Origin of the sequence: Mesobacterium hydrothermale, assembly GCF_035818635.1 — a bacterium.
Lineage (GTDB): Bacteria > Pseudomonadota > Alphaproteobacteria > Rhodobacterales > Rhodobacteraceae > Mesobacterium_A > Mesobacterium_A hydrothermale.
The window spans coordinates 1-24,136 of sequence record NZ_JAYLLH010000025.1 but is presented as its reverse complement, the minus strand read 5'-3'; the positions used below and the strand labels follow the sequence as shown (position 1 = coordinate 24,136).

General features: G+C 65.3%; 22 protein-coding genes and 1 tRNA gene. 14 read left to right on the top strand and 9 right to left on the bottom strand.

The genetic code is table 11. The annotated features are described in order from the left end of the window. Nucleotides 1-41: 41 nt before the first annotated feature. On the bottom strand, nt 42-2,840 hold the full coding sequence (locus tag VK792_RS15100) for a [protein-PII] uridylyltransferase (RefSeq protein WP_435404863.1): 2,799 nt from the start codon (nt 2,838-2,840) through the stop codon (nt 42-44). Further along, on the bottom strand, nt 2,806-3,981 hold the full coding sequence (locus tag VK792_RS15095) for a penicillin-binding protein activator (protein ID WP_326298515.1): 1,176 nt from the start codon (nt 3,979-3,981) through the stop codon (nt 2,806-2,808). The genes VK792_RS15100 and VK792_RS15095 overlap by 35 nt, the downstream gene beginning before the upstream one ends. 88 nt (nt 3,982-4,069) lie before the next feature. Between VK792_RS15095 and rsmI the strand changes: the two genes are divergently transcribed. The 4 genes from rsmI (at nt 4,070) to VK792_RS15075 (ending at nt 7,309) form a co-directional block, all read left to right on the top strand. Then, a complete protein-coding gene (gene rsmI, locus VK792_RS15090) occupies nt 4,070-4,933 on the top strand; it encodes a 16S rRNA (cytidine(1402)-2'-O)-methyltransferase (protein WP_326298514.1) in 864 nt (287 codons plus the stop codon). A 65-nt stretch (nt 4,934-4,998) separates the two neighbouring features. After that, nucleotides 4,999-5,364, top strand: coding sequence for a YraN family protein (locus tag VK792_RS15085; RefSeq protein ID WP_326298513.1), 366 nt, complete (start codon nt 4,999-5,001; stop codon nt 5,362-5,364). 107 nt (nt 5,365-5,471) lie between these two features. Continuing rightward, the gene (gene gshB, locus VK792_RS15080; protein ID WP_326298512.1) at nt 5,472-6,407 is read left to right on the top strand and encodes a glutathione synthase; all 936 of its coding nucleotides are present in this window, start codon (nt 5,472-5,474) and stop codon (nt 6,405-6,407) included. After that, complete coding sequence (locus VK792_RS15075) at nt 6,404-7,309, top strand: alpha/beta hydrolase (protein ID WP_326298510.1); 906 nt, start codon at nt 6,404-6,406, stop codon at nt 7,307-7,309. Before gshB ends, VK792_RS15075 begins: the two co-directional genes overlap by 4 nt. Here the strand turns inward: VK792_RS15075 and VK792_RS15070 are convergent. Continuing rightward, nucleotides 7,275-8,789, bottom strand: coding sequence for a YifB family Mg chelatase-like AAA ATPase (locus tag VK792_RS15070; protein ID WP_326298508.1), 1,515 nt, complete (start codon nt 8,787-8,789; stop codon nt 7,275-7,277). The genes VK792_RS15075 and VK792_RS15070 overlap by 35 nt on opposite strands. Nucleotides 8,790-9,266: 477 nt before the next feature. On the opposite strand from VK792_RS15070, the gene VK792_RS15065 reads away from it, so the two are divergent. Beyond that, complete coding sequence (locus VK792_RS15065) at nt 9,267-10,844, top strand: gamma-glutamyltransferase family protein (RefSeq protein WP_326298507.1); 1,578 nt, start codon at nt 9,267-9,269, stop codon at nt 10,842-10,844. 104 nt (nt 10,845-10,948) lie between these two features. Here the strand turns inward: VK792_RS15065 and hspQ are convergent, their stop codons facing one another. Next, nucleotides 10,949-11,275, bottom strand: a complete 327-nt coding sequence (hspQ, locus tag VK792_RS15060; protein ID WP_326298505.1) for a heat shock protein HspQ — start codon at nt 11,273-11,275, stop codon at nt 10,949-10,951. Between the two features lie 249 nt (nt 11,276-11,524). Here hspQ and VK792_RS15055 point away from each other — a divergent pair, with 249 nt between their 5' ends. The 6 genes from VK792_RS15055 (at nt 11,525) to VK792_RS15030 (ending at nt 19,732) form a co-directional block, all read left to right on the top strand. Beyond that, nucleotides 11,525-12,115 carry a transglycosylase SLT domain-containing protein gene (locus VK792_RS15055; RefSeq protein WP_326298503.1) on the top strand — a complete coding sequence of 197 codons (591 nt, stop codon included), beginning with the start codon at nt 11,525-11,527 and terminating at the stop codon, nt 12,113-12,115. A gap of 3 nt (nt 12,116-12,118) precedes the next feature. Further along, on the top strand, nt 12,119-12,859 hold the full coding sequence (locus VK792_RS15050) for a maleate cis-trans isomerase family protein (RefSeq protein ID WP_326298501.1): 741 nt from the start codon (nt 12,119-12,121) through the stop codon (nt 12,857-12,859). Nucleotides 12,860-12,983: 124 nt separating this feature from the next. Continuing rightward, a complete protein-coding gene (gene gyrB, locus VK792_RS15045; protein ID WP_326298499.1) occupies nt 12,984-15,419 on the top strand; it encodes a DNA topoisomerase (ATP-hydrolyzing) subunit B in 2,436 nt (811 codons plus the stop codon). Nucleotides 15,420-15,498: 79 nt separating this feature from the next. Then, nucleotides 15,499-17,559: a 3-hydroxyacyl-CoA dehydrogenase NAD-binding domain-containing protein gene (locus VK792_RS15040; RefSeq protein ID WP_326298497.1), complete on the top strand. Its 2,061-nt coding sequence runs from the start codon at nt 15,499-15,501 to the stop codon at nt 17,557-17,559. A 39-nt stretch (nt 17,560-17,598) separates the two neighbouring features. Next, the gene (locus tag VK792_RS15035; protein WP_326298495.1) at nt 17,599-18,156 is read left to right on the top strand and encodes a DUF2478 domain-containing protein; all 558 of its coding nucleotides are present in this window, start codon (nt 17,599-17,601) and stop codon (nt 18,154-18,156) included. 172 nt (nt 18,157-18,328) lie between these two features. Beyond that, nucleotides 18,329-19,732: a hypothetical protein gene (locus VK792_RS15030; RefSeq protein ID WP_326298493.1), complete on the top strand. Its 1,404-nt coding sequence runs from the start codon at nt 18,329-18,331 to the stop codon at nt 19,730-19,732. Between the two features lie 28 nt (nt 19,733-19,760). Here VK792_RS15030 and VK792_RS15025 read toward each other — a convergent pair. Both VK792_RS15025 and VK792_RS15020 read right to left on the bottom strand, forming a co-directional pair. Then, nucleotides 19,761-19,837: transfer RNA gene (locus tag VK792_RS15025), tRNA-Met, on the bottom strand. A 294-nt stretch (nt 19,838-20,131) separates the two neighbouring features. Then, nucleotides 20,132-21,439 (bottom strand): DUF8689 domain-containing protein, encoded by a 1,308-nt coding sequence (locus tag VK792_RS15020; protein ID WP_326298492.1) that lies wholly within the window; start codon nt 21,437-21,439, stop codon nt 20,132-20,134. 163 nt (nt 21,440-21,602) lie between these two features. Here VK792_RS15020 and VK792_RS15015 point away from each other — a divergent pair, with 163 nt between their 5' ends. Continuing rightward, a complete protein-coding gene (locus VK792_RS15015; protein WP_326298491.1) occupies nt 21,603-21,950 on the top strand; it encodes a hypothetical protein in 348 nt (115 codons plus the stop codon). A gap of 46 nt (nt 21,951-21,996) precedes the next feature. After that, the gene (locus VK792_RS15010; RefSeq protein ID WP_326298489.1) at nt 21,997-22,494 is read left to right on the top strand and encodes a copper chaperone PCu(A)C; all 498 of its coding nucleotides are present in this window, start codon (nt 21,997-21,999) and stop codon (nt 22,492-22,494) included. Here VK792_RS15010 and VK792_RS15005 read toward each other — a convergent pair. After that, a complete protein-coding gene (locus VK792_RS15005) occupies nt 22,482-23,192 on the bottom strand; it encodes an NAD-dependent deacylase (RefSeq protein ID WP_326298487.1) in 711 nt (236 codons plus the stop codon). The two genes, VK792_RS15010 and VK792_RS15005, sit on opposite strands and share 13 nt — an antisense overlap. 53 nt (nt 23,193-23,245) lie before the next feature. Between VK792_RS15005 and VK792_RS15000 the strand changes: the two genes are divergently transcribed. Further along, nucleotides 23,246-23,698: a low molecular weight protein-tyrosine-phosphatase gene (locus VK792_RS15000; protein WP_326298485.1), complete on the top strand. Its 453-nt coding sequence runs from the start codon at nt 23,246-23,248 to the stop codon at nt 23,696-23,698. On the opposite strand, the gene VK792_RS14995 is transcribed toward VK792_RS15000, so the two are convergent. Then, entirely contained in the window at nt 23,683-23,868 is a 186-nt protein-coding gene (locus tag VK792_RS14995; protein ID WP_326298484.1) for a CTP synthetase, read from the bottom strand. The genes VK792_RS15000 and VK792_RS14995 overlap by 16 nt on opposite strands. 75 nt (nt 23,869-23,943) lie before the next feature. Then, the coding region (locus VK792_RS14990; RefSeq protein ID WP_326298482.1) for a hypothetical protein at nt 23,944-24,136 on the bottom strand (193 nt) is incomplete at its 5' end.

The following is a 24,136-nucleotide window of genomic DNA, read 5'->3' as shown; positions in this document are numbered from 1 at the left end:
CATCGGGAAGCCGGTTGCAGGACAGCAGCAGGCCAGTCACATCAGTCCTGCGCCCGTTCTGCACCTTTCTCGATCGCTTCGCGCAGGCGTTTTTCAAGCATCTTCTGCTTGCTTTCGGCGTGGAACTTCAGCCCGAACATGTCTTTGACATAGAAGGTGTCGACCACCTGTTCGCCATAGGTCGCGATCACCGCGCTGGCGATATAGACGTTGGCGCTGGCCAGCGTGCGGGTGAGATCATAGAGCAGGCCGGGACGATCACGGGTGTCGACCTCGATGATGGTGTAAATCTCTGACCCTTCGTTGTCGAAGGTGATCGAGGTCGGCACTTTGAAAGCGCGTTCGCGCTTCTTGATCTTGTCGCGCGACTTGATGGCCTCTCGGGCGATGACCTCGCCCATCAGGGTCTTGCGGATCATGTCCTTGAGCCGCGGAATGCGGCTGGTTTCATAGGGCGCGCCCTCGGCGTCCTGGATCCAGAAGGCGGCGGTTGCGTAGCCGTCCTTGGACGTAAAGGTGCGGGCATCGACGACGTTTGCGCCCACCAGTGCCAGAGCGCCCGCCAGCCGCGAAAAGATGCCGGGGTGATCGGCCAGCGCGAAACAGACGCGGGTGGCGTCGCGGTCTTCGTCGGGGTGAATGTCTATGCGGATCTCGTCATCGCCGATATCGCGCAGCAGGTTGGCAAAGATCACATGCGCGGTGACATGCAGACCCTGCCAATAGGGCGGGTAATGGCGGTTGGTTTCGACGCGCAGGTCCTTCGTCGGCCAGTCTTTCAGCTTTTCGCGCAGCAGGGCCTTGGCTTCGACCCCGCGGTTTTCGCGGTTGAGTGCCTCCATCCCGTCTTCGAGCGCGCGGCGGGTCTGGCGGTAAAGCGCGCGCAGAAGCACGGCCTTCCAGTTGTTCCAGGTGCCGGGGCCAACGCCGCGGATATCGCAGACCGTCAGCACGCACAGCAGATCCAGCCGTTCCTTGGTCTGCACGGCCTTGGCGAAGTCACGCACGGTGCGCGGGTCCGCAATATCGCGTTTCTGGGCCATGTCGGACATCAGCAGGTGATAGCGCACCAGCCATTCGACCGTGGCGCTTTCCTGTTTGTTCAAACCCAGGCGCGGCGCGATGGTGCGGGCGATCTTGGCACCGACGACCGAGTGGTCCTCGTCCCGGCCCTTGCCGATGTCATGCAGCAGCAGCGCGACATACAGCACCTTGCGGTTGACGCCGTGCTTGAGGATGGTCGAAGCGACGGGCAGTTCTTCGACCAGGTGGCCGTGTTCGATTTCCGACAGGTTCCAGATGCATTGGATCGTGTGTTCGTCCACGGTGTAGTGGTGGTACATGTTGAACTGCATCATCGCCACGACCGGTTCGAATTCGGGGATGAAGGCCGACAGCACCCCCAGTTCGTTCATCCGGCGCAGGGCGCGGTGCGGGTTGCCGTGTTTCAGCAGCAGGTCCAGGAAGATGCGCTGCGCCTCGCGGTTCTTGCGCATGTCGTTGTCGATCAGGTGCAGATTGGCCTTGACCAGCCGCATTGCGTCGGGGTGGAGCAGCATGCCGGTGCGCAGCCCTTCCTCGAAGAACCGCAAGAGGTTCAGCTTGTCGGACAGGAAGTCTTTTTCATTCGCGATCGCAAGGCGGTTGTGGACCACGGTATAGCCCGGCTTGACCTTGCGCTGGCGCTTGAAGAAGCGGGCGAGCAGGGGGGCGTCCTTGGCGTTTTCGGCCTCGAGCTTGGTCAGGAAGATGCGGGTCAGGTCACCGACAGCGGTGGTGTGGCGGAAATAGTCCTGCATGAACCATTCCACCGCGCGGCGGCCCTTCTGGTCAGCATAGCCCATGCGGTCCGCGACCTCGACCTGCATGTCGAAGGTCAGCTGTTCGGTCGGGCGCCCGGCCAGCAGGTGCAGGTGGCAGCGCACCGCCCAGAGGAAGCTTTCGGCCTGTTCGAAGGTGCGGTATTCCTCGGGGCGGAACACGCCCAGGCGGACCAGTTCGCCGGTGTCGCCGGTGCGGTAGATATACTTGGTGATCCAGAACAGCGATTGCAGGTCGCGCAGACCGCCCTTGCCTTCCTTCACGTTGGGTTCGACCATGTAGCGCTGGCCACCCTGCTTGCGGTGGCGTGTGCTGCGCTCTTCCAGCTTTGCGGCGACGAATTCCTTGGCGGTGTCGCTGAAAAGCTCGGTCCAGAGCCGGTTCTCCAGCTCTCCGGCCAGCGGTGCGTAGCCGGCGATAAAGCGGTTTTCCAGCATCGCGGTGCGGATGGTGTAGTCTTCGCGGCCGAGGCGCAGGCAGTCCTTTACCGTGCGCGAAGAATGCCCGACCTTCAGCTTCAGATCCCACAGCATGTAGAGCATGGATTCGATCACGCTCTCGGCCCAGGGGGTGATCTTGTACGGGGTCAGGAACAGCAGGTCGACGTCGGATTGCGGCGCCATTTCCCCGCGCCCATAGCCGCCCACCGCCATGACGGTGATCTTTTCGCCCTCGGTCGGGTTGTTGAGCGGGTGGAAATGGGTCGAGGCCGCTTCCCAAACCAGCGTCACGATGCAGTCAGTGATCCAGGAATAGGCACGGGTCGTGGGCCGGGCATCAAAGGGTTTGGCGGCGAACGCCTGCGCGACGACAGCGCGCCCGTCGTGCAGTGCCTTGGCCAGGATTTGCACCACGGCCTTGCGCTGGTCGCGGGCGTCGGCGTCAGAGCTCAGGGCGTCGAACACATTGGCGCGGACGGACGCGACATCGAAAATGGTCTCTGCCGGGGCGATCAGGTCGTCCGGCAGAGACAGACCGGTTTGCTCAGAAGCCGCCGAAGCGGGTTGGGGACGGGTCAAGGATTACCACCTGTTTGTTGCGAACGGTCGCGATGGCCAGAGCGCGTTCGTTCGTGCCATCGGGTCGCAGGCGGAATACACCGCCGGTGCCTTGAAAACCAGCGGTTTGCGTCAATGCCGCGGCGGTCAGGGCATCGCTGCGCCCCTGGCCGATCAGCGCGCCGACCGCGGCGACCCCGTCAAACGCCAGTCCGGCCAGCGGATGCGGCGTGTTGCCGAACTGGGCCTGGAAGCGGGACTGGAAATTGGCCAGCGCATTGCGGTCGGGCACGGTGAACCAGCCGCCCTCGACACCGCGGATGTTGAACCCGTCGGGGCGGGTATCCCAGCGCGACAGGCCGACATATTGGGTGCTGGCCGGGTCGATCCCCTGTTCCGGCATCAGTTGCAGCGCGACGCCAAGGCCCTGGTCCCAGTTGTCGGTCAGGAACACCGCCTGTGCACCGGCCTGCGAAATCATGCCGCGGACCTGCGAAATCGCTGAACTGAGGCTTTGCGCGTTCAGGTCATAGCCGGCAGAGCCGACGATCGACACGCCGTTGCGTGCGGCGGCGGCGGCGATGGCATCGCGGCCAAGCTGCCCACCGGTGGAGTTTTCGTACATGATCGCGCCGCTGCGCTTGCCTTGCCGGGCCGCGAAATTCACCAGGCGGTTGGCGCGGGTGTCGAACAGGTCGCCCAGAACGAACAGGTTGCCGCCGCCGATCTCGGGGTTGTTGGAAAAGCTCAGCACGTTGATGCCAGACGCCGCGACGGCCTGGCTCGCCGCGACGGCGTTTTGCTGGTAAAGCGGGCCGATGATGATCTTTGCACCGTCGGTGACCGCCTGGGTGGCGACGGCGGCGGCCTGCGTCGGGGTGCCGCCGGTGTCATAGACCTGAAGGTCGATCTGAACGCCTTGCAGGTCGGCCACCGCCATGCGGGCGGCGTTTTCCAGATCGCGCGGCAGCGACTGGGCGGACTGGTCGGATTTCGGCAGCAGCAGCGCGACGCGCACCGGCTTTTGGGTGTCGATGTTCGGCCCGCCTGCGGTGGGGCCCGAAGGCATCATCGACGGATCGCAGGCGGCAAGCCCGATGACAGAGACAACGGCAATGATCTTGGCCGCCGCCTTGCGGGCGGTGGACAGCAGGGTAAACATGAACAACGGGCTCCCTCGATTTTTCTGGCCACGGCGGGCGCCGGGCGGATAGGTGCGATAATAGCCAGCAATGGGAAGGGATCCAGAGATGAATCCGGCAAAGAGCAGACTTGAACCGGGGTTGTACCTGGTGGCGACGCCCATCGGAAATGCGCGCGATATCACGCTTCGGGCGCTGGATATCCTTGCGTCTGCGGATGTTCTGGCGGCCGAAGACACCCGCAGCCTGCGCCGGTTGATGGACATCCATGGCGTCGCGCTGGATGAGCGGCCGCTGGTGGCGTATCACGATCACAACGGCGAAAAGGCGCGGCCCCGGCTGATTGCGGCGCTGGAAGCCGGGCAATCGGTGGCCTATGCCTCCGAGGCCGGCACGCCGTTGATCGCCGATCCGGGGTTCGACCTGGCGCGCGCGGCGCTGGACGGCGGGCTGGCGGTGACCTCGGCCCCCGGGCCGACGGCGCTGGCCGCGGCGCTGAGCATTGCCGCGCTGCCCACCGACCGTGTGCTGTTCAACGGCTTCCTGCCCAACGCCAAGGCGGCGCGGCGCAAGGCGCTGGGCGAACTGGCGGCGGTGCCCGCGACGCTGGTGTTTTACGAATCGCCCAAGCGGCTGGGCGCGATGCTGGCCGACGCGGCCGAGGTTCTGGGGGGGGATCGGGCGGCGGCGGTCTGTCGCGAACTGACCAAGAAGTTCGAAGAATCGGTCCGGGGGACGTTGTCGGAACTGTCGGCGGTGTATGACGGCGCCCCGCCCAAGGGAGAGATCGTGGTGGTGATCGACCGCGCCGACGCAGGCGTGTCGGCGGTGGACGACCTTGAAGCCGCCCTGCGCGACGCGTTGCAGACCATGTCGGTGCGCGACGCCGCCGATGTGGTCTCCAGGGCCAGCGCCCTGCCGCGGCGGCAGGTCTACCAATTGGCGATGCGATTGGCGGCGGATCGGGCGTAGGCGTTAAGGATTTGTTAGGTGTTTGCTGTTTTGTTCGGTCACGAATGCTGGATTGGATGGTGGCCATGTCACGTGAACAACATTGCGCGCAAACCTATCAGGCGGGGCTGGCCGCCGAACGCAGCGTGGCGCGGCAATACCTGCGGCAGGGCTATGAATTCCGCGATCATCGCTGGCGCGGGAAAGGCGGGGAAATCGACATTGTCTTTGCCGATGGTGATACGGTGGTGTTCGTCGAGGTGAAGAAAAGCGCGACATTCGACCGGGCGGTGCAAAGCCTGTCCCGTCGCCAGATCGGGCGCATTCTGCAAACCGGCGCAGAATACATCGGCCATCTGCCGCGCGGCAGCCTGACTCCGGTGCGGTTTGATGTGGCACTGGTCGATGCCCGGGGTGCGGTGCAGGTGCTGGAAAACGCCTTGGCGGCGTAGTGGGGCCGTAGCTGCACAGACAGCATTTGTGGCGGGCACGCTGCGCGATATTGAACCCGGGTGTTGCTTGCGCCATGTAGATGGGGACGCAAGACCGGGGGGACCCCATGAAGATCGCCTTTCAGATGGACCCGATCGGTCCGATCAATATCGACGCCGACAGCACGTTCCGCATCGCCGAAGAAGCGCAGGGGCGGGGATATGAGCTGTTTTATTACACGCCAGATCACCTGGCCTTTGACGAGGGGCGGGTGACCGCGCGGGGGCATGCGCTGACGGTGCAGCGGGTCAAGGGCAATCATGCCACGCTTGGCCCGGAGCAGGTGGTGGACCTGTCGGCGTTCGACGTGGTCTGGCTGCGCCAGGACCCGCCGTTCGACATGCACTACATCACCACGACCCATATCCTTGAACGGCTGATGCCAGGCACGCTGGTGGTGAACGATCCGTTCTGGGTCCGCAACTATCCCGAGAAGCTGCTGGTGCTCAGCTTTCCCGACCTGACGCCGCCGACCACCATCGCGCGTGATCTGGCGACGATCCGGGCGTTCAAGGAAAAGCACGGTGATATCATCCTGAAGCCGCTTTACGGCAATGGCGGCGCGGGGGTGTTCCGGCTGGACGAAAACGACCGAAACCTCAGTTCCCTTTACGAGCTGTTCACCGGGTTTTCGCGCGAGCCGCTGATCGTGCAGAAATACCTGCCGGCGGTGACAAAGGGCGACAAGCGGGTGATCCTGGTCGATGGCGCACCCATCGGCGCGATCAACCGGGTGCCAGCCAAGGGCGAAACCCGGTCGAACATGCATGTGGGCGGCCGCCCCGAGAAGGTTGAGCTGACCGACCGGGACCGCGAGATTTGCGTCCGGATCGGGCCGCTTCTGCGCGAGAAGGGGCAGGTTTTCGTCGGCATCGACGTGATCGGCGACTGGCTGACCGAAATCAACGTGACCTCTCCCACCGGCATCCAGGAACTGGAACGGTTCGACGGCATCAACGCCGCCGCCGCGATCTGGGATGCCATCGTGGCGCGCCTGTCGTGAGCGTGATTCTCGGGCCGCTGAACCTTTGGCTCAGGTGGACCGAGAAGACGTATCTGCGCCGGGTGACCTCTGCACAGGCGATGCGGCGCAGCCTTGAAATCAAGTCGCGGCTGTTCTTCCGTGCGCCGTTCGGGGCGCGGTTCCGGCGTGACACCGTCGCGGGTGTGCCAGTGCTGCATGTGACCGCGGGAGAGGCGGCTGACCAGCCGCTGATCCTGTATTTTCACGGTGGGGCCTATGTCTTTGGCAGCCCCGACACCCATCGCGCGATGGTGGCGACCCTCGCGAATAAGACCGGGGTGGCGGCGGTTTTGCCGAAGTATCGCAAGGCGCCGGAACATCCGTTCCCGGCGGCCATCGACGACGCGCTGGCGGTTTACCGCGCGGTGATGGACCGGCCCGGCGGCGTGATCCTTGGGGGCGACAGTGCCGGGGGCGGTCTGGCGCTGTCGCTGCTGGCCGAGGTTCTGCGACAGGGTCTGACGCCGCCTTTGGGCAGCTTTGCACTGTCACCACTGACCGACATGACTTATTCCGGAGCCAGCATCGTCAAGAATGCCGAGGCAGAGGCGGTGTTGCCCGTCGAACGCATTGGCGACGCGTCCGAGTGGTATCTGAACGGGGCCGATCCGCGCGATCCGCGCGTGTCCCCGCTGTTCGCGCCGTTCACCGGGGCCCCGCCTGTCTGGATCTGCGTGGGGGATACAGAGATCCTGCTGGACGATTCGCGGCGGATGGCAGACCGGTTGCAGGATCAGGGTGTGGATGTAACGCTGACCATCGAACACGATCACCCCCATGTCTGGCCTCTGTTTCATACCTTCCTGCCGGAAGCACGTCGGACCCTGGACGCCGTCGCGGACTGGATCAACTCTCTGCCGAGGCGGTCAGGCGATAGCTGAGCGCCTCGGCCACATGCGGGCGGCGCAGGTCGGTGTCGCCGTCCAGATCTGCGATCGTGCGCGCCACACGCAGGATGCGGTGATAGCCGCGCGCCGACAGGCCGAAGCGGTCGGCGGCCTTCAACAGCAGGTCGCGGCCTGCGGCATCGGGGCGGGCGATGTCTTCCAGCAGTTGCCCCTCGGCATCGGCGTTGGTGCGGTTGTCCTGAGTCGCTTTGAAACGCGCCGATTGAACCCTGCGCGCGGCGGCGACCCGCGCCGCCACGGTGGCCGAGCTGTCGCCGCTGGCGGGCAGGTCGAGGTCGGAAAAGGACACCGGCGGCACCTCGACCCGCAGATCGAAACGGTCCATCAGCGGGCCGGAAATGCGTCCCAAGTAGTCCTCGGAACATTGCGGGGCGCGGGTGCAGGCGCGGGCCGGATCTGAAAGATATCCGCATTTGCAGGCGTTGGCGGCGGCGACCAGCAGGAACCGGCAGGGGTACTTGATATGGGCGTTGGCGCGGGCGACCATGACCTCGCCGGTTTCGATCGGCTGGCGCAGGGTTTCCAGCACGGTGCGGGGGAATTCCGGGAATTCGTCCATGAACAGCACGCCGTTGTGCGCGAGGCTGATTTCGCCCGGTTTGGCGCCGCGCCCACCACCGACGATGGCCGCCATGGAGGCGGTGTGATGCGGTTCGCGGAAGGGACGGGTGCGGGAAATGCCGCCTTCGTCCAGCAACCCGGCAAGCGAATGGATCATCGAGGTTTCCAGCGCCTCGACCGCCGACAGCGGCGGCAGGATGCCGGGCAGGCGGGCGGCGAGCATGGATTTCCCGGATCCGGGCGTGCCGACGAACATCAGGTGATGACGCCCGGCGGCGGCGATTTCGAGCGCGCGTTTGGCCCGTTCCTGCCCCTTCACGTCGCGCAGGTCGCGCGTCAGGGGCGGGGCTGTGACCTCGCCCGGTTCGCAGGGGGCAAGCGGCGCCTGTCCGGTGAAATGGCGCACGACATCCAGCAGGGAATTGGCGCCGATCACCTGCGTGCCGCCGACCCAGGCGGCCTCTGCCCCCGAGGCGCGGGGGCAGATCAGGCCGCGGTCTTCCTCGGCCGCGGCCATGGCGGCCGGCAAGGCGCCGATGACGGGCACAAGGCCCCCATCAAGCGAGAGTTCCCCCAGGGCCACGGTCTGGGCCACCGCGTCCTGCGGCACGACGTCGATCGCGGCCAGCAGAGCGAGCGCGATGGGCAGGTCGAAATGGCTGCCTTCCTTGGGCATATCGGCGGGAGAGAGGTTGATCGCGATGCGTTTCGACGGCAGCGCGATGGACAGTGCCGAAAGCGCCGCGCGCACCCGTTCGCGCGCTTCCGACACCGCCTTGTCGGGCAGGCCGACGATGGCAAAGGCGGGCAGGCCGGGCGTGACGGCGCACTGTACCTCGACCGGGCGCGCCTCGACCCCTTCGAATGCCACGGTGTAAGCGGTTGCGGACATGGCCCCATCCCTGTTTCCCCCGTGGGCAGCTTCGCTGGCAGGGTGTTTAAGAAGTGTTAACCACGCTTTGCGCAAAAGCCGCAAACATGCCCGATTGACTCCGTAATGCGGACAGAAAGGCAGGGCATTACTTAACCCGTAGCTGCAATACGCTTCCCTCGGCACCGGGTCTTTCACAGCCCCCACCCAGTACCCGGTGCCGAGGTACTTAAGCGGCAGTCTGCCGCGAAGCGTCCCGCACCGGGGCGCTTTTTGCGTTTGGGGCGGGTCGGTGGGGTTGCCCGAAAGAAACCCCATTCGCTCCGTACTGTTGCCGGAATGCGGGGGCATAGATGACCCTGTAGCTGCAATAGCTTCCCTTGGCGCCGCGCCGATATCAGCCCCCACCCAGTGCGTGGCGCCAAGGACCCAATCCCCCGACAGATTGACGTTGCGCGCGGCGCGGCTATTGTCCGGCAAAACGACGGGGGTTCCCACATGCGAGATTTTCATTTTCCGGGCCGGTCGCCGGTTCTGGCCACGAACGGCGTCTGCGCCACGTCGCACCCGCTGGCGGCAGGCGCGGCGATCGACATCCTGAAACAGGGCGGCAACGCGATGGACGCGGCGATTGCCGGGGCCGTTCTGCTGGGCCTGTGCGAGCCGCAGATGACCGGGATCGGCGGGGACTGCTTTGCGCTGGTGTCGCCGGCCGGCAGCGATCAGGTTCTGGCGATGAACGGGTCGGGCCGGGCACCCGCGGCGGCCAGCGCGGCGGCGCTGCGCGCGGCGGGCCATGCCACGGTGCCGCTGAACGGGCCCGAGGCGGTGACGATCCCTGGCGCAATGGACGCTTTCTGCCGGATGTCGGCAGAGTGGGGCAAGCTGGGGCTGGCCGACAGCCTGGCCCCCGCGATCCACTATTGCGACGAAGGCGTGCCGATCGCCCCGCGCGTGGCGTTCGACTGGGCCAATGACGCACCGGTGCTGCAAGGGGCGGCGCGCAAGTGGTTCCTGCTGGATGGCAAGGCGCCAAAGGTGGGCGACATGTTCCGTCTGACCGGGCAGGCCGAAGTGCTGCGCCGCGTCGCCAGAGACGGGCGTGACGCATTCTATACCGGCGAAGTGGCCGAGGACATGGTCGCGGCGCTGACGGCGCTGGGCGGCGTCCATACGCTGGAGGATTTCGCCGCGGCCGAAGCCACCCCGGGCGACCCGATTGCCGGGTTCTACAAGGGGCGCGAGCTGATGGAGCATCCGCCGAACGGGCAGGGCGCTACCGCGATCTTGCTGATGAACATCCTGGCGCAGTTCGACATCGCCGCCATGGATCCCTTTGGTGCCGAGCGCGCACATATCGAGGCGGAGGCGGCCAAGCTGGCCTATGACGCGCGCAACCGGTTCATCGCCGACGCGTCGGTGACCGATCGGCTGGAACATATGCTGGATATGGACACCGCCCGGGCGCTGGCGGCGCTGATCGACCCCAAGCGGGCGATGGCCGGGCCCGCCGCCCTGTCCGAGGCGGTGCACAAGGACACGATCTATATCACCGTGGTCGACCGCGACAGGATGGCGGTTTCGCTGATCTATTCGATCTTCCACGGGTTCGGATCGGGAATCGCGTCGGAAAAGTTCGGCATCCTGCTGCAAAACCGTGGTGCGGGCTTTACCCTGCAAGAGGGGCACCGCAACGAAATGGCGGGCGGCAAGCGCCCGATGCACACGATCATTCCTGCCATGCTGTGCGAAGGCGGCAAGGTGGTGATGCCCTATGGTGTGATGGGCGGGCAATACCAGCCCAACGGCCACGTGCGCGTGCTGTCGAACATCGCCGATTTCGGCATGGACCCACAGGATGCGCTGGACGCGCCGCGCAGCTTTGCCGATGCGGGCAAGCTGAAGGTCGAGCGCGGCTATTCCGAGGCGGTGCGGGCAGAACTGGCCGAGATGGGCCACGATGTGGTGGTGCCTGACACGCCGATCGGCGGTGCTCAGGCGATCCGCATTCACGACAGCGGTGTGCTGGAAGGCGCATCGGACCCACGCAAGGACGGCTGCGCCTTCGGGTACTGATCGGGCCGCGCTGGCACGATGCGTCGCACAAAAAAGAGCCCCGCGCTACGAATCGCGGGGCTCTTCCTGATTGACCGAGTGAGCGACTCGTCAAATCTGAAACGTCAGTTCATCTGGAACTGCAACTCGTAGCTGCCATCCTCGAACCGGCCGAAAAGGTCCGGCAGGTCGGGGTGCTCGACCGGCTGGCCCGAATAATCGGCGATGAGGTTTTGTTCCGAAACATAGGCGACGTAGTAATTCTTGTCGTTCTCGGCCAGCAGGTGGTAAAACGGCTGCTGCTTCTTCGGCCGGCTGTCTTCCGGGATCGCCTGGTACCATTCTTCGGTGTTGTTGAATTCGGCATCCACGTCGAACACGACCCCACGGAAGGGGTGCTTTCGGTGTCGAACGATCTGGCCCAAGTGATATTTGGCGCGAGAGGCGTGCATGGTCAGTCTTCCTTTTCCCCGCTTTCCTTCTGCATGATCAGACGCATTTTGTCCAACTTTTGACACATTTTTCCAAGGAAACAGTGTGTGAACCAGCCTGTTACAGTGCAGTTTTGGCGGATTCCAGCCAGTGTTTGCGTCCGGGGAACGATCGCGGCCGGGAATCAGGCAATAATGTGATTTCCCCCTTTGCGCCGATCCGCTACACTGCCACGCACCGAAAAACATAATAACCAAAGCGAGAGGCAGATGAGCAGATCTCTTCGCGCGTTGCTGATCATCCTGTTGGTGGCCTCTTGCGGGGGCGGCCGCAACTATTCGGCGCCGCGCAACCTGGACAATGCGTGTTCGATCCTGGAACAGCGCAAAGGGTATGCCCGGGCGTTCCGTGCGACGGAACGCAAATGGGGCGTGCCAATGCACGTGCAGATGGCCACCATCTATCAGGAAAGCAAATTCGTCGCCAATGCGCGCACGCCGCTGCGGTTCAAGCTGGGGGTGATCCCGGTCGGGCGGCAAAGCTCGGCCTATGGCTACAGCCAGGCGCTGGACGGCACCTGGGAGGAATACCAGCGCGCCACCGGCAAATGGAGCGCCAAGCGCGACAACATCCGCGACGCCACCGATTTCATGGGCTGGTACATGGCGCAATCGCGTGACCAGCTGGGCATTCCGCTGACCGATGCGCGCGGCCATTACCTTGCCTATCACGAAGGGCGCACGGGCTATCGCCGCGGGTCGCACAACAGCAAATCCTGGCTGCTGCGGGTGTCGCAAGAGGTGGCGGACCGCTCTGTCACCTACCAGGCGCAGCTGGCGAACTGCCGCGCGGCGCGCTGAGCCATGCGGTTCGCGTTTTCCCTGGCCAAGGCGGACCTGCCTCGGCTGGGGCTGATCGTGCTGCAGGCGGATGAAACCATCGAGGGCGATTTCCGCCGGATGATCCCGGCCACCACCGAATGGCTGGTGACGCGGGTGCCGTCGGGCGAGGAACTGACCGCTGACAGCATCCGCGCGATGGAGGCGCATCTGGGCGCCGCCGCCGGGCGTCTGCCCCGGGGCGGGGCGTTCGACGCGGTGGCCTATGCCTGCACCTCGGGCGCGGCGGGGATCGGGACCGCGCGGGTGGCGTCCATGGTGCGCGACGGCGTGAACGCGCGGGCGGTCAGCGATCCGGTGACGGCGCTTCTGGCGGCCTGCGGGGCGCTGGGGATCACCCGGCTGGGGCTGTTGTCGCCCTATGTCGCAGAGGTGTCGGACCGGCTGCGGCAGGTGCTGGCCGAAGCCGGGGTGGAGACCCCTGTCTTCGGGTCCTTCGAGGAAGAGATAGAGGCGCGGGTCGTGCGCATCGACGCGCCGTCGATCTGCAACGCGGCAGAAACCTTGGCGGCCCGGGGCGGGATCGACGCGCTGTTCTTGTCCTGCACCAACCTGCGCACGCTGGAGGTCATCGCCCCGCTGGAGGCGCGGCTGGGGCTGCCGGTTCTGTCCAGCAATCAGGTTCTGGCCTGGCACATGCTGCGGCTGGCGGGCGTGGCCGACGCGCCGGGGATTCCCGGGCGGTTGGCCCGGGTCGCCGGATAGCGCGCGTTTGGTTTGAAACACGCCCTGCGGGCACGGTGTGCGCGCCCCTAAATCTTGTGTCATCTGCGTGACAACCCCCCGGCAAACCCCTATAAAAGCGCAAAGAAAAGCAAGGGAATTCAGAATGTCCGAACAGGCAGGCAACCCCCAGGAATACGGTGCGGATTCGATCAAGGTTCTCAAGGGGTTGGAGGCCGTTCGCAAACGGCCCGGCATGTATATCGGCGACACCGACGACGGCTCTGGCCTGCACCACATGGTGTACGAGGTCGTCGATAACGGCATCGACGAGGCGCTGGCCGGGCACGCCGACTTTGTCAGCGTGAAAATCCATGCCGATTCCAGCGTGTCGGTGCGTGACAACGGGCGCGGGATTCCTGTCGATATGCACACTGAGGAAGGCGTGTCCGCGGCCGAGGTCATCATGACCCAACTGCACGCCGGCGGGAAATTCGACCAGAACAGCTACAAGGTGTCGGGCGGCCTGCACGGCGTCGGCGTGTCTGTGGTGAACGCACTGTCGGACTGGCTGGAATTGCGGGTCTGGCGCAACGGCAAGGAACATTTCGCCCGGTTTGAAAACGGCGAAACCACCGAGCACCTGCGCGTGGTCGGCGAGGCCGTGGGCGAAAAGGGCACCGAGGTGCGGTTCATGGCGTCCGCCAAGACCCAGCGACCGGACGGCACGTTTTCCAACCTCGAGTACAGTTTTGACACGCTGGAAAAGCGGCTGCGCGAACTGGCCTTCCTGAATTCCGGGGTGCGCATCATCCTGGAAGACGAACGCCCGGCGGAGCCGGTGCGCAAGGAGCTGTTTTTCGAAGGCGGCGTGCGCGAATTCGTCAAGTATCTGGACCGGTCCAAGGCCGCGGTGATGCCCGAACCGATCTACATGTCGGGCGAACGCGACGGGATCGGCGTGGAAATCGCGATGTGGTGGAACGACAGCTATCACGAAACGGTGCTGCCCTTTACCAACAACATCCCGCAGCGCGATGGCGGCACGCACCTTGCGGGGTTCCGCGGGGCGCTGACCCGAACGATCAACAGCTATGCCCAGACCTCGGGGATCGCGAAGAAGGAAAAGGTGAACTTTACCGGCGACGATGCCCGCGAAGGGCTGACCTGCGTGCTGTCGGTCAAGGTGCCGGACCCGAAGTTTTCCAGCCAGACCAAGGACAAGCTTGTCAGTTCCGAGGTGCGCCCGGCGGTCGAAGGGCTGATGAATGAAAAGCTGGGCGAATGGTTCGAGGAAAACCCGACCCAGGCCAAGCAGATCGTCGGCAAGATCGTCGAGGCCGCGCTGGCCCGCGAAGCCGCCCGCAAGGCGCGCGAACTGACCCGCCGCAAGACCGCTCTGGACGTCAGTTTCAACGCCGCCAAGCTGAAGGACTGTTCCGAAAAGGACCCGTCCAAGACCGAACTGTTCCTGGTCGAGGGGGATTCGGCCGGCGGCTCGGCGCAGACGGGGCGGGACCGGGGCACGCAGGCGGTGCTGCCACTGCGCGGGAAAATCCTGAACGTGGAACGGGCGCGGTTCGACCGGATGCTGGGCAGCCAGGAAATTGGCAACCTTGTCATGGCGCTGGGCACCGGCATTGGCCGGGACGAATTCAACATCGCCAAGCTGCGCTATCACAAGATCATCATCATGACCGATGCGGACGTGGACGGCGCGCACATCCGGACGCTGCTGCTGACGTTCTTCTATCGCCAGATGCCCGAACTGATCGAGGGCGGTTTTTTGTATATTGCGCAGCCGCCGCTGTTCAAGGTCAGCCGCGGCAAGTCCGAGGTCTATCTGAAAGACCAGGCGGCGCTGGATGACTACCTGATCCAGCAAGGGATCGAGGGCGCGCGCCTGATCCAGGGCAACGGCGAGGCGATCATAGGTCAGGACCTTGTGCGCGTGGTCGACGAGGCGCGGCAACTGAAGCGCGTGCTGGATGCCTTCCCGACGCATTACCCGCGTCACATCCTGGAGCAGGCGGCGATTGCCGGGGCCTTCGTGCCCGGCGCGGTCGATGCCAACCTGCAAGGCGTGGCCGATACGGTGGCCAAGCGGCTGGACCTGATCGCTCGTGAATACGAACGCGGCTGGACCGGCCGGATCACGCAGGACCGTGGCATCCGGCTGGCACGAATCCTGCGCGGGGTCGAAGAGGTGCGGACGCTGGACGGCCCGATGCTGCGGTCGGGCGAGGCGCGCAGGACGGGCAGTTTCACCCAGTCTTTGCGGGCGGTCTATGAACAGCCGGCCACGCTGGAACGCAAGGACCGGCGGCAGTTGATCCATGGCCCCCTGGATCTGCTGGCCGCGATCCTGGAAGAGGGCGAAAAGGGCCTTGCCCTTCAGCGCTACAAGGGGTTGGGCGAAATGAACCCCGGCCAGCTGTGGGAAACCACGCTGGACCCGGATGCGCGGACGCTGTTGCAGGTGCGGATCGACGACGTGGCCGAAGCCGATGACCTGTTCACCAAGCTGATGGGCGACGTGGTCGAGCCGCGCCGCGAATTCATTCAGCAGAACGCCCTGAGCGTCGAGAACCTGGATTTCTGACGCCGCGAAATTCTGCCCAACCGGTTGGCTCCCCTGAACTTTCGTGCATGATCGCGCGCAACTCAGGGGAGGGACGGATATGGCGGTGACATGGCGCAGGGACGGGATGGTCGGGTTTGTCGAACTGGACAGCCCGCCGGTAAATGCCATCGGTCAGGCGATGCGGCAGGGCTTGCTGGATGCGGTCGACCGGGCCGAGGCGGAAGGCGTATCGCGGGTCATCCTGTCGGGCGCCGGGCGCGGTTTTGCCGCTGGCGCCGACGCCAAGGAATTCGATTTCCCGCCAGAGCCGCCGCATCTGCCTGACGTTCTGAACCGGATCGAATCCAGCGCGGTGCCGTGGATTGCCGCGATCCACGGGCCGGCATTGGGGGGCGGGGCGGAAATTGCCCTGGCTTGCCGCTATCGCATCGCGCGGGCCGACGCGCAGATCGGTTTCCCCGAAGTGATCCTTGGCGTGGTGCCGGGGGCGGGCGGCACGCAGCGCCTGCCGCGTCTGGTCGGGATGGAGCAGGCGCTGGACCTGATCCCGAGCGGCAAGGCGCTGTCGGGACAGGCCGCGCGGGGCATCGGCTTGGTCGATATGGTCGCCGACGATCCGCAGGCGGCGGCGCTGGCCCTGGGCGATGACGTACTGGCCGCGGCGGTGCCGGTGGGCGCGCGCGACGTGACCCGGGCAGAGGCCGCCGCGTTCGACGCCGCGCGCAGGACTGCCGGGCGCAAGATGCGCGGGCAGGGCGCGCCGTTGCGGGCGATTGACCTGCTGGCGCTGGCGCAGGACGTGCCGCTGGCACAGGGCATGACGGTCGAGCGCGAGACCTTCCTGTCGTTGCGGCAGGGGGCAGAGGCCAGGGCGCTGCGCCACATCTTTTTCACCGAACGTGGCGCGCGGCAGCCGAAATCCATCGCCGCCAGCGGGCGCGCGGTGACCCGCGCGGCGGTGGTCGGTGGCGGCACGATGGGGTCGGGGATCGCCTATGCCCTGCTGAATGCCGGGATCGCGGTGACCCTGCTGGAAACGGATGCCGCCGCGGTGGCGCGGGCGCAGGCGAATGTCGACGGGCTGATCGCGACCAGCCTGAAGCGCGGCCTGATCGACGAGGCCGGGGCCGAAGCGCGGCGCGCACGGTTTGCCGCGACCACGGATTACGGCGCCGCACAGGGTGTCGATCTGGCCATCGAGGCGGTGTTCGAGGACATGGGCGTGAAACACGCGGTCTTTGCCCGGTTGCAGGCCGCCTGCGGGCCGGACACGGTGCTGGCGACCAACACGTCCTACCTTGACGTGAACCAGATCGCCGCCGGGCTGGACGACCCGTCGCGGCTGGTGGGCCTGCATTTCTTTGCGCCCGCCCATATCATGAAGCTGCTGGAAATCGTGCGCGGTGACGCCAGTTCGGACGAGGCGCTTGCGACGGGGTTCGGGCTGGCGAAGACGCTGCGCAAGATCCCGGTGCTGGCAGGGGTGTGCGACGGGTTCATCGGCAACCGCATCCTTGCCCGCTATCGCGAGGCGGCGGATACGTTGCTGATCGACGGGGCCACCCCGGCAGAGGTTGACGCGGCGATGACCGGGTTCGGCTATGCCATGGGGCCGTACGAGGCGCAGGACCTGTCGGGGCTGGATATCGCCCATGCCAACCGGCGGCGGCAGGACGCGACGCGCGACCCGAACCGGCGGTATGTTGCGATTGGCGACCGGCTGGTCGCCGAGGGGCGGCTGGGCAAGAAGACCGGCGCTGGCTGGTATCGCTATGACGACGGACGCAAGGCGGTTGACCCGGCGGTCGAGGCGCTGGTGCGGGACGAGTCCGCCAGGGCGGGGGTGACCCGGCGGGCATTTTCCGCCGAAGAGATCGCGCACAGGCTGGTACTGGCGATGATCAACGAGGCGGCAGGGATCCTGTGGGACGGCATCGCGCAGACGGCCAGCGACATCGACCTTGTCACCGTGCACGGCTATGGCTTTCCGCGCTGGCGTGGCGGGCTGATGTGCCATGCCGATCAGGTCGGGGTGGCGCAGGTGCTGGACGGGGTGCGCGCGTTGGAACGTGAAGACCCGCTGGTCTGGCGACCCGGTGATCTGCTGGTCGAGTGTGCCGCGCGGGGCATCGCGCTGCGCGACTGGACCAGGGGCTGAGCGCCTGCGGCAACGGGGCAGGCTGGCGATTCGGTGCGAATGCTGGCATGGTCCGCCGGATTTTCGGAGGATGCGATGCAATTCGCCTATGTCACGCTGCCGGGCCGGGGTTCCCTTGACCTGCTGTTGTCGGGGCTTGCCGCGCGCGGGCTGGCGCAGGGCTGGCGCCTGGCGGGCGCGGTGCAGGAAAACGTCGAACGTGCGGGGTCCGAGAAATGCGACATGGACCTGCGGGTGCTGCCCAACGGACCGGTGATGCGGATTTCTCAACGCCTTGGGTCCGGGGCGGCGGGCTGCACACTGGACCCGACCGCGCTGGAAACCGCCGTGGGCGAAGCCGGGCTGCGGCTGACGGCGGACAGCGACCTGCTGATCGTGAACAAGTTCGGGCGGCACGAATCCGAAGGCCGGGGGTTCCGAGAGGTGATCGCGCAGGCGTTGGAACTTGAGGTGCCGGTGCTGGTCGGGCTGAACCCGGGCTATGCCGAAGCGTTCGACTCCTTCTGCGGCGGCATGGCCGAACAGGTGGCCCCGACGGCCGCCGCGCTGGAAGCCTGGTGCCGCGCGGCCATCGACAACCGGCGACAGGCTGCCTGACCGCGCAGGGCTGCAAACCTGTCGGGGCAGGGTTGCAAAAGGTGCATTGAAACGGGCGGTTTAACCCTTGGCACTGACCGGCAGGGGTGCGACAAAGACGACACCCGCCTGTTCGCAAAGCAAGATCCCAGATGCCACGCCGCGATACACGCGTCGCCCCCCGGGGGCGGCCATGACCACCACGCCGAAACGTGACCTGCTGTCCGGGCTGCTGCTGCTGATCCTGACCGGGCTTGCGATCATGGGGCAATGGGGGCTGGGCGGTGACTGGGTCACCTATGCCAAGGCCGGTGTCACGCTGGCGCTGATCGTCGAGCTGTGCACGTGGGTGAAACGGACGCGGCTGGCCTTTGTCGGGCTGGCGCTGATCCTGACGGGGATGCTGCTGTTCACCGACGCGGACTGGGGCAAGACGGTTGTCGCCGGTCTTTCGACCGCCGCGTTCATTGCCGCGTTTTTCACCGCGATCACGGTGCTGAAATCGGTGGCGCAGGGCGATGCGTCGATCCAGAAGGCGGGCGCGGTTCTGGCCGCGCAGAAACCGGGGCGGCGCTATCTTGCGCTGACCGTCGGCGGGCAGGCGTTTTCGCTGCTGCTGAACTATGGTTCGCTGCAATTGCTGGGCACGCTGGCCGTGGCCAGCGCCAAGACCGAGCAGGACCCGGAAATCCGCGCGATCCGCACCCGGCGCATGCTCTTGGCGATCGACCGGGCGTTGCTGTCCACGTTGCCTTGGTCGCCCTTGTCCTTTGCCATGGCGATTTCGACATCGCTGATCGTGGGGGCGACATGGTCCAACGTGGCGTTGCCGGCGCTGGTGTCGGGGGTCATCCTGGCCGCGACCGGCTGGGCGCTGGACTCGATCCTCAAGCCGAAACTGTCCGGCGGCCGCCGCGCGGCGCCGCAAACTGCCCCCGGCGGGTGGGAGGCGATGCTGCCGCTGGGCATCCTGCTGGCGGTTCTGCTGGTCGGCGTGGTTGTCTTGCAGACGATCAGCGGGGTGCGGGTGATCGGCGTGGTCATGGTGCTGGTGCCGATGATGGCAGTGGGCTGGTTGCTGATCCAGAACGCGGGCCACAGGCCGGTGCAGGCGACGGCGGAAAAACTCGGCCGCTACATCTTTGGCGAAATCCAGGACTTCAGCGGAGAGATGATGCTGCTGATGATGGCGGGCTATATCGGCACGGTGGGGGGGCATGTGCTGGGCCCGGCGCTGCTGTCGCTGGGGCTGGACCTGGGCAGCGTGCCGCCGGTGCTGCTGCTGGTCTCGATGGTCTGGGTGGTGCCGCTGCTGGGGCAGCTGGGCATGAACCCGATCCTTGCAGTGTCACTGATTGCGCCGCTTCTGCCCAGTGCCGCGGCGATGGGGGTGCCCCCGGCGGCGGTGGTTCTGGCGCTGACCGCGGGCTGGACGCTGTGCGGCGCGACGTCGCCCGTGGCGGCGACGGTGCTGCTGGTCGGCCATTTTGCCGAGGTGTCGGCCTGGCGCGTCGGGCTGCGCTGGAACGGGCTTTACGCGATTGTCTGCGCGGTGCTGCTGTCGATCTGGGTCGCAGCCTACGCGCTTTGGGTCTGAGACCGGATCGTCGCTGTCTGGGGAACGGTGGTGGCGTGGGGGGGACTCGAACCCCCGACCTAACGATTATGAGTCGTTCGCTCTAACCAACTGAGCTACCGCGCCGGACCGTGCGCGGGGAATAAGGAAGCCACGCGCGGGCGTCAAGCGGGTTTTTCACAAACTTCCCCGGTGTCCCGGCGCCAGTCCATGCAGGCGCGGTGCGGCGTCGCGTGCGGGGCCCGTCAGGCCGCCCAAAGCCGGACGCAGGCGGCCCGCGCCGCACGGGCATTGCGGCGTTTTCAGGCCGGATGCGGGCCCTGCCGGTGCGTGTCGGTGGTGGGTTGCCGCCGGGTTGACCGACGGGGCGTGCCCCTCTTTCTTGAAAGCGTGGGGCGCGCGTTGACCGTGGCGCGCGGCTTATTTCACGATGACTTCGTCCTTGACGAACATGTTGCCCCAGGCGCGGTCAACCAGTTCGGGGGACATCTTGTAGGGGATGCCCTCGAAATCGCAAACGGCGATCATCTGGTCGATCAGGAACACCGGCTGGTAGTTGGCGAAGATGTTGTTGATTGTCGGGTATTTGTTCTTCAGCAGATGGACCAGGCTCGCCTCGTCCAGTTGCAGCTTTTTCTTGCGTGCCACCATGGCAAAGATCTTCAGGAAGGTTTCCTGGCTCGGCCCGTCGATCTTGATCTTGAAGAAGATCCGGCGCAACGCGGCCTGGTCGAAGATTTCATTCGGGTGAAAGTTGGTCGAGAAGATCACCAGCGTGTCGAACGGGACTTCGAATTTCTCGCCCGATTGCAGCGCAAGGATGTCGCGGCCTTCTTCCAGCGGAACGATCCAGCGGTTGACCAGCGCCTGCGGAGGCTCGGCCTGGCGGCCAAGGTCGTCGACAATGAAGATCCCGCCGATGGATTTCAGCTGCAACGGCGCCTGATATGTCCGCGCGGTGGGGTTATAGACCAGGTCCAGCATCTTCAGCGACAGTTCCCCGCCGGTCACGACCGTCGGCCGTGTGCACAGAACATAGCGGGTATCGAACCGGGTGCGGATGCGCAACTGGCTGGCGGTGTCGGGGTCGTCTTCGACCGCAGTGTGCACGATCGGGTCATAGACGGTGATGACCTGGCCACTGTATTCGATGGCGCGCGGGACATAGATGTTGTCGCCCATGGCATCGCGGATCCCGTTCGAGATCGACGATTTCCCGTTGCCCGGCGGGCCATACATAAGGATCGACCGGCCTGCGCTGACTGCCGGGCCAAGGTTCGACAGAAGGTCATCGGGCAGAATCAGATGCCCCATCGCGTTGGTCAGCTGTTCGCGGGTGATCTGGATGTTGCGGATCGACTGGCGCTTGACCTGCTGGGCATAAACGTCCAGGGGCACCGGCATCGCGCCGAAATATTCCGACTGCGACAGCGCGTCCAGCGCCCGCGCCTTGCCACCGTCGGTAAGCTGATAGGACATCTCGCTGCTGCTGGCGGCGCTCATCGTGCCCATCGCTTCCAGCAGCCCCTGCGACCGCGCCAGGTCGATCAGTTCCTGCGACACCGGGACCGGCAGGCAGATCGCCTTGGACAGCTCGCGCACGGTGTTGGTGTTCTTGCGGAAGATGGTCTTGAGCACGATGTCCCGCATCATCACGATGGGGAGCTGCATGTCCTCCAGCGTGCGCGGTGCCGGGGGGGCCATCACTGTCGAGGTCTGCATATTCATGGGGGTACTGCCTGCCTACTCGTCCTGTTTGCGCGACAGGAAACACCACGATTGCGGCGGAAGATGGGCCAAGCGCGGACGCTTCGGGGGAAATGCCAAAGCGTCGCGGCGCAGTTTTAGGCACTTTTCCTTCCCGTGGGGGAAGGTTATCAAGGCCGCGATGATGCGCATGTTCCCCCGCCTTGGCACCTTGTTGCTTGTGCTGGTTCTGGCTTTGACAAGCCAGGAACTGGCCGTTGCGCGCGGGGCGTCGGCCGGGGTGGAACAGATCACGATCTGCTCTGCGCAGGGCCTTGTGGCAATCGAACTGGATGCCGATGGCAACCCGACCGGTCCGGCCCATATCTGCCCCGACGGGGTGGCCGCTCTGTTTGCGGGCGCGGATCAGCCGATCACCCTGCAAACGGTCGCCCTGCGCTGGGCCCCGGTTGTTCGCGGCGACGCGGCGCAGGTTCCCCAAAGCGCAGAGGTCAGTGCCGCCACGGCGCGGGGGCCGCCGGTGCCTGTCTGAATTTCCAAGACGTTTCAGACATATCACCGAACAAGGATCCAAAAAGATGACCTTCAAGACCGTTCTGGCTGCCGTCGCGGCCACCGCTTTCGCCATGCCCGCCTTCGCCGATATCGTGATTGGCGATCCCTATGCCCGTGCCTCGACCGCAATGTCGAAATCCGGCGCCGCCTTCATGGCGATCGAAAACACCGGGGCCGAAGATGACCGCCTGATCGACGCGCAATCAGATGTTGCCGCCAAGGTCGAACTGCACACCCACCAGTCCGACGCCAACGGCGTGATGAAGATGGTGCATGTCGAAGAAGGCTTTGTCATCCCGGCGGGCGAAACCCACATGCTGGCGCGTGGCGGCGATCACGTGATGTTCCTGGGTCTGAACAAGACCCTGAACCAGGGCGATATCGTCACCGTGACACTGACCTTTGAAAAGGCTGGCGATATCGTCGTCGAGGTGCCGGTCGATCTGGACCGCAAGCCGATGCACGGCAAGATGGGCGGCAACATGGGCCACAACCATGGCAACATGGGTCAAAGCAACTGACGCACCCCGTCCAGCTGGGCCGTGACCCATGCGGGCACGGTCTGGCTGGCAAGACCGACGCGGTGATCATCGAATGCCGCCGAAGTTTCGCTGTCTGTCATGTTGATTTCCAGCGTTCTGGCCCCGGCATAGGCGGCCTCTGTCACGAACCCGGCGGCGGGATAGACCTGCCCCGAGGTGCCGATCGCCACGAACAGGTCACAGCTGTGCAGGTGATCGGCGATCTCTTCCATCCGATAGGGGATTTCCCCGAACCACACGATATCGGGCCGGGTCGCCCGTGCGCCGCAGGCCCGGCAGGGATCGGCCGGCGTCATCACCAGCGGAGCCGGTGACCGGTGGCCGCAGTTGGCACACAGCGCACGAGACAGCTCGCCATGCATGTGGATCGCGGTGCCGCCAGCCTTTTCGTGCAACCAGTCGACGTTCTGGGTGACGATCACCACCTCGCCCGGCCAATCCGCCTGAAGCCAGGCCAGCGCGAAATGCGCCGGGTTGGGTTCAGCCTGCGCCGCCTGCGCGCGGCGGGTGTTATAGAAGCTGTGGACAAGGTCGGGGTCACGGGCAAACGCCTCTGGCGTGGCAACGTCCTCGATCCGGTGCCGGTCCCAAAGCCCGCCGTTGTCCCGAAAGGTCCCAAGCCCGCTTTCGGCCGAGATTCCGGCCCCTGTGAGGATGACGATCTTACTGGCTACCATGGCACTCTGACGGACAACTGGTTACAACGGCACAAGCCAAAAGGAGCCTGCGTATGACCCATCGTATCCTGTTTGTCTGTCTGGGCAATATCTGTCGTTCACCAAGCGCCGAAGCTGTAGTGCGAAAGCTTGCCCAAGACCGCGGCGTGGCGCTGGAGCTTGACAGCGCGGGCACCGGCGACTGGCATGTCGGCAACCCGCCCTATGGCCCGATGCAAGAGGCCGCGGCCAAGCGCGGCTATGACCTGTCGACGCTGCGCGCGCGACAGGTCAGCGTGGCGGATTTCGGGAAATTCGACCTGATCCTTGCAATGGACGGCCAAAACCTGTCCGATCTGCGCCGGATGGCGCCGCCAAACGGGGCCGAACTGCGCCTGATGACGGATTACGCCCCGCACACCGGCGCGGACCACGTGCCGGACCCGTATTACACCCGGGATTTCGACGGGGCGCTGGATCTGATCGAAACAGCCGCGAACGGCCTGCTGGATCAGCTGGGGTTGTAGATCGCCTTGGCGACGAACCACGTCACCGGCAGCCCCACGACAAAGCCCGCGATGGCGGCCCACAGGATCGGTTGAAGCGTGTCCATCCCCATGGTCAGAACCGCGATCACCGCGCTGCCGGCCAGCGTTGTACCGATCAGCGAATAAAGAATACTGGCAAGGCGAAGCATATCAACCTCCAACGTCTCGTTGCCTTTTACGCGCTCAGGGATAGCGACAGTGCCGAGTCGGGTCTTTGCGCCAGATCAGGTTTTCGTGATGTTGCGAACTGGCGATGATGTCCACTTTTCAGCGGTCCCCTCCATCATCGCCAGCCGCGCCGCGCGCCATGGCGCGCACTGTTCCGGAACTGCGGCGCATCCACTAGTGGATTGATCGCGACAAACGAGTCCGAATTGGGATTCCCATTTGGTGCTGGCCGTGCGAGTCATGCTGATG

Coding starts and splice junctions, on each gene's coding strand:
- VK792_RS15095 (WP_326298515.1), bottom strand. CDS start 3,981: ATGTTTACCCTGCTGTCCACCGCCCGCAAGGCGGCGGCCAAGATCATT.
- rsmI (WP_326298514.1), top strand. CDS start 4,070: ATGAATCCGGCAAAGAGCAGACTTGAACCGGGGTTGTACCTGGTGGCG.
- VK792_RS15085 (WP_326298513.1), top strand. CDS start 4,999: ATGTCACGTGAACAACATTGCGCGCAAACCTATCAGGCGGGGCTGGCC.
- gshB (WP_326298512.1), top strand. CDS start 5,472: ATGAAGATCGCCTTTCAGATGGACCCGATCGGTCCGATCAATATCGAC.
- VK792_RS15070 (WP_326298508.1), bottom strand. CDS start 8,789: ATGTCCGCAACCGCTTACACCGTGGCATTCGAAGGGGTCGAGGCGCGC.
- VK792_RS15065 (WP_326298507.1), top strand. CDS start 9,267: ATGCGAGATTTTCATTTTCCGGGCCGGTCGCCGGTTCTGGCCACGAAC.
- hspQ (WP_326298505.1), bottom strand. CDS start 11,275: ATGCACGCCTCTCGCGCCAAATATCACTTGGGCCAGATCGTTCGACAC.
- VK792_RS15055 (WP_326298503.1), top strand. CDS start 11,525: ATGAGCAGATCTCTTCGCGCGTTGCTGATCATCCTGTTGGTGGCCTCT.
- VK792_RS15050 (WP_326298501.1), top strand. CDS start 12,119: ATGCGGTTCGCGTTTTCCCTGGCCAAGGCGGACCTGCCTCGGCTGGGG.
- gyrB (WP_326298499.1), top strand. CDS start 12,984: ATGTCCGAACAGGCAGGCAACCCCCAGGAATACGGTGCGGATTCGATC.
- VK792_RS15040 (WP_326298497.1), top strand. CDS start 15,499: ATGGCGGTGACATGGCGCAGGGACGGGATGGTCGGGTTTGTCGAACTG.
- VK792_RS15035 (WP_326298495.1), top strand. CDS start 17,599: ATGCTGGCATGGTCCGCCGGATTTTCGGAGGATGCGATGCAATTCGCC.
- VK792_RS15030 (WP_326298493.1), top strand. CDS start 18,329: ATGACCACCACGCCGAAACGTGACCTGCTGTCCGGGCTGCTGCTGCTG.
- VK792_RS15020 (WP_326298492.1), bottom strand. CDS start 21,439: ATGAATATGCAGACCTCGACAGTGATGGCCCCCCCGGCACCGCGCACG.
- VK792_RS15015 (WP_326298491.1), top strand. CDS start 21,603: ATGCGCATGTTCCCCCGCCTTGGCACCTTGTTGCTTGTGCTGGTTCTG.
- VK792_RS15010 (WP_326298489.1), top strand. CDS start 21,997: ATGACCTTCAAGACCGTTCTGGCTGCCGTCGCGGCCACCGCTTTCGCC.
- VK792_RS15005 (WP_326298487.1), bottom strand. CDS start 23,192: ATGGTAGCCAGTAAGATCGTCATCCTCACAGGGGCCGGAATCTCGGCC.
- VK792_RS15000 (WP_326298485.1), top strand. CDS start 23,246: ATGACCCATCGTATCCTGTTTGTCTGTCTGGGCAATATCTGTCGTTCA.
- VK792_RS14995 (WP_326298484.1), bottom strand. CDS start 23,868: ATGCTTCGCCTTGCCAGTATTCTTTATTCGCTGATCGGTACAACGCTG.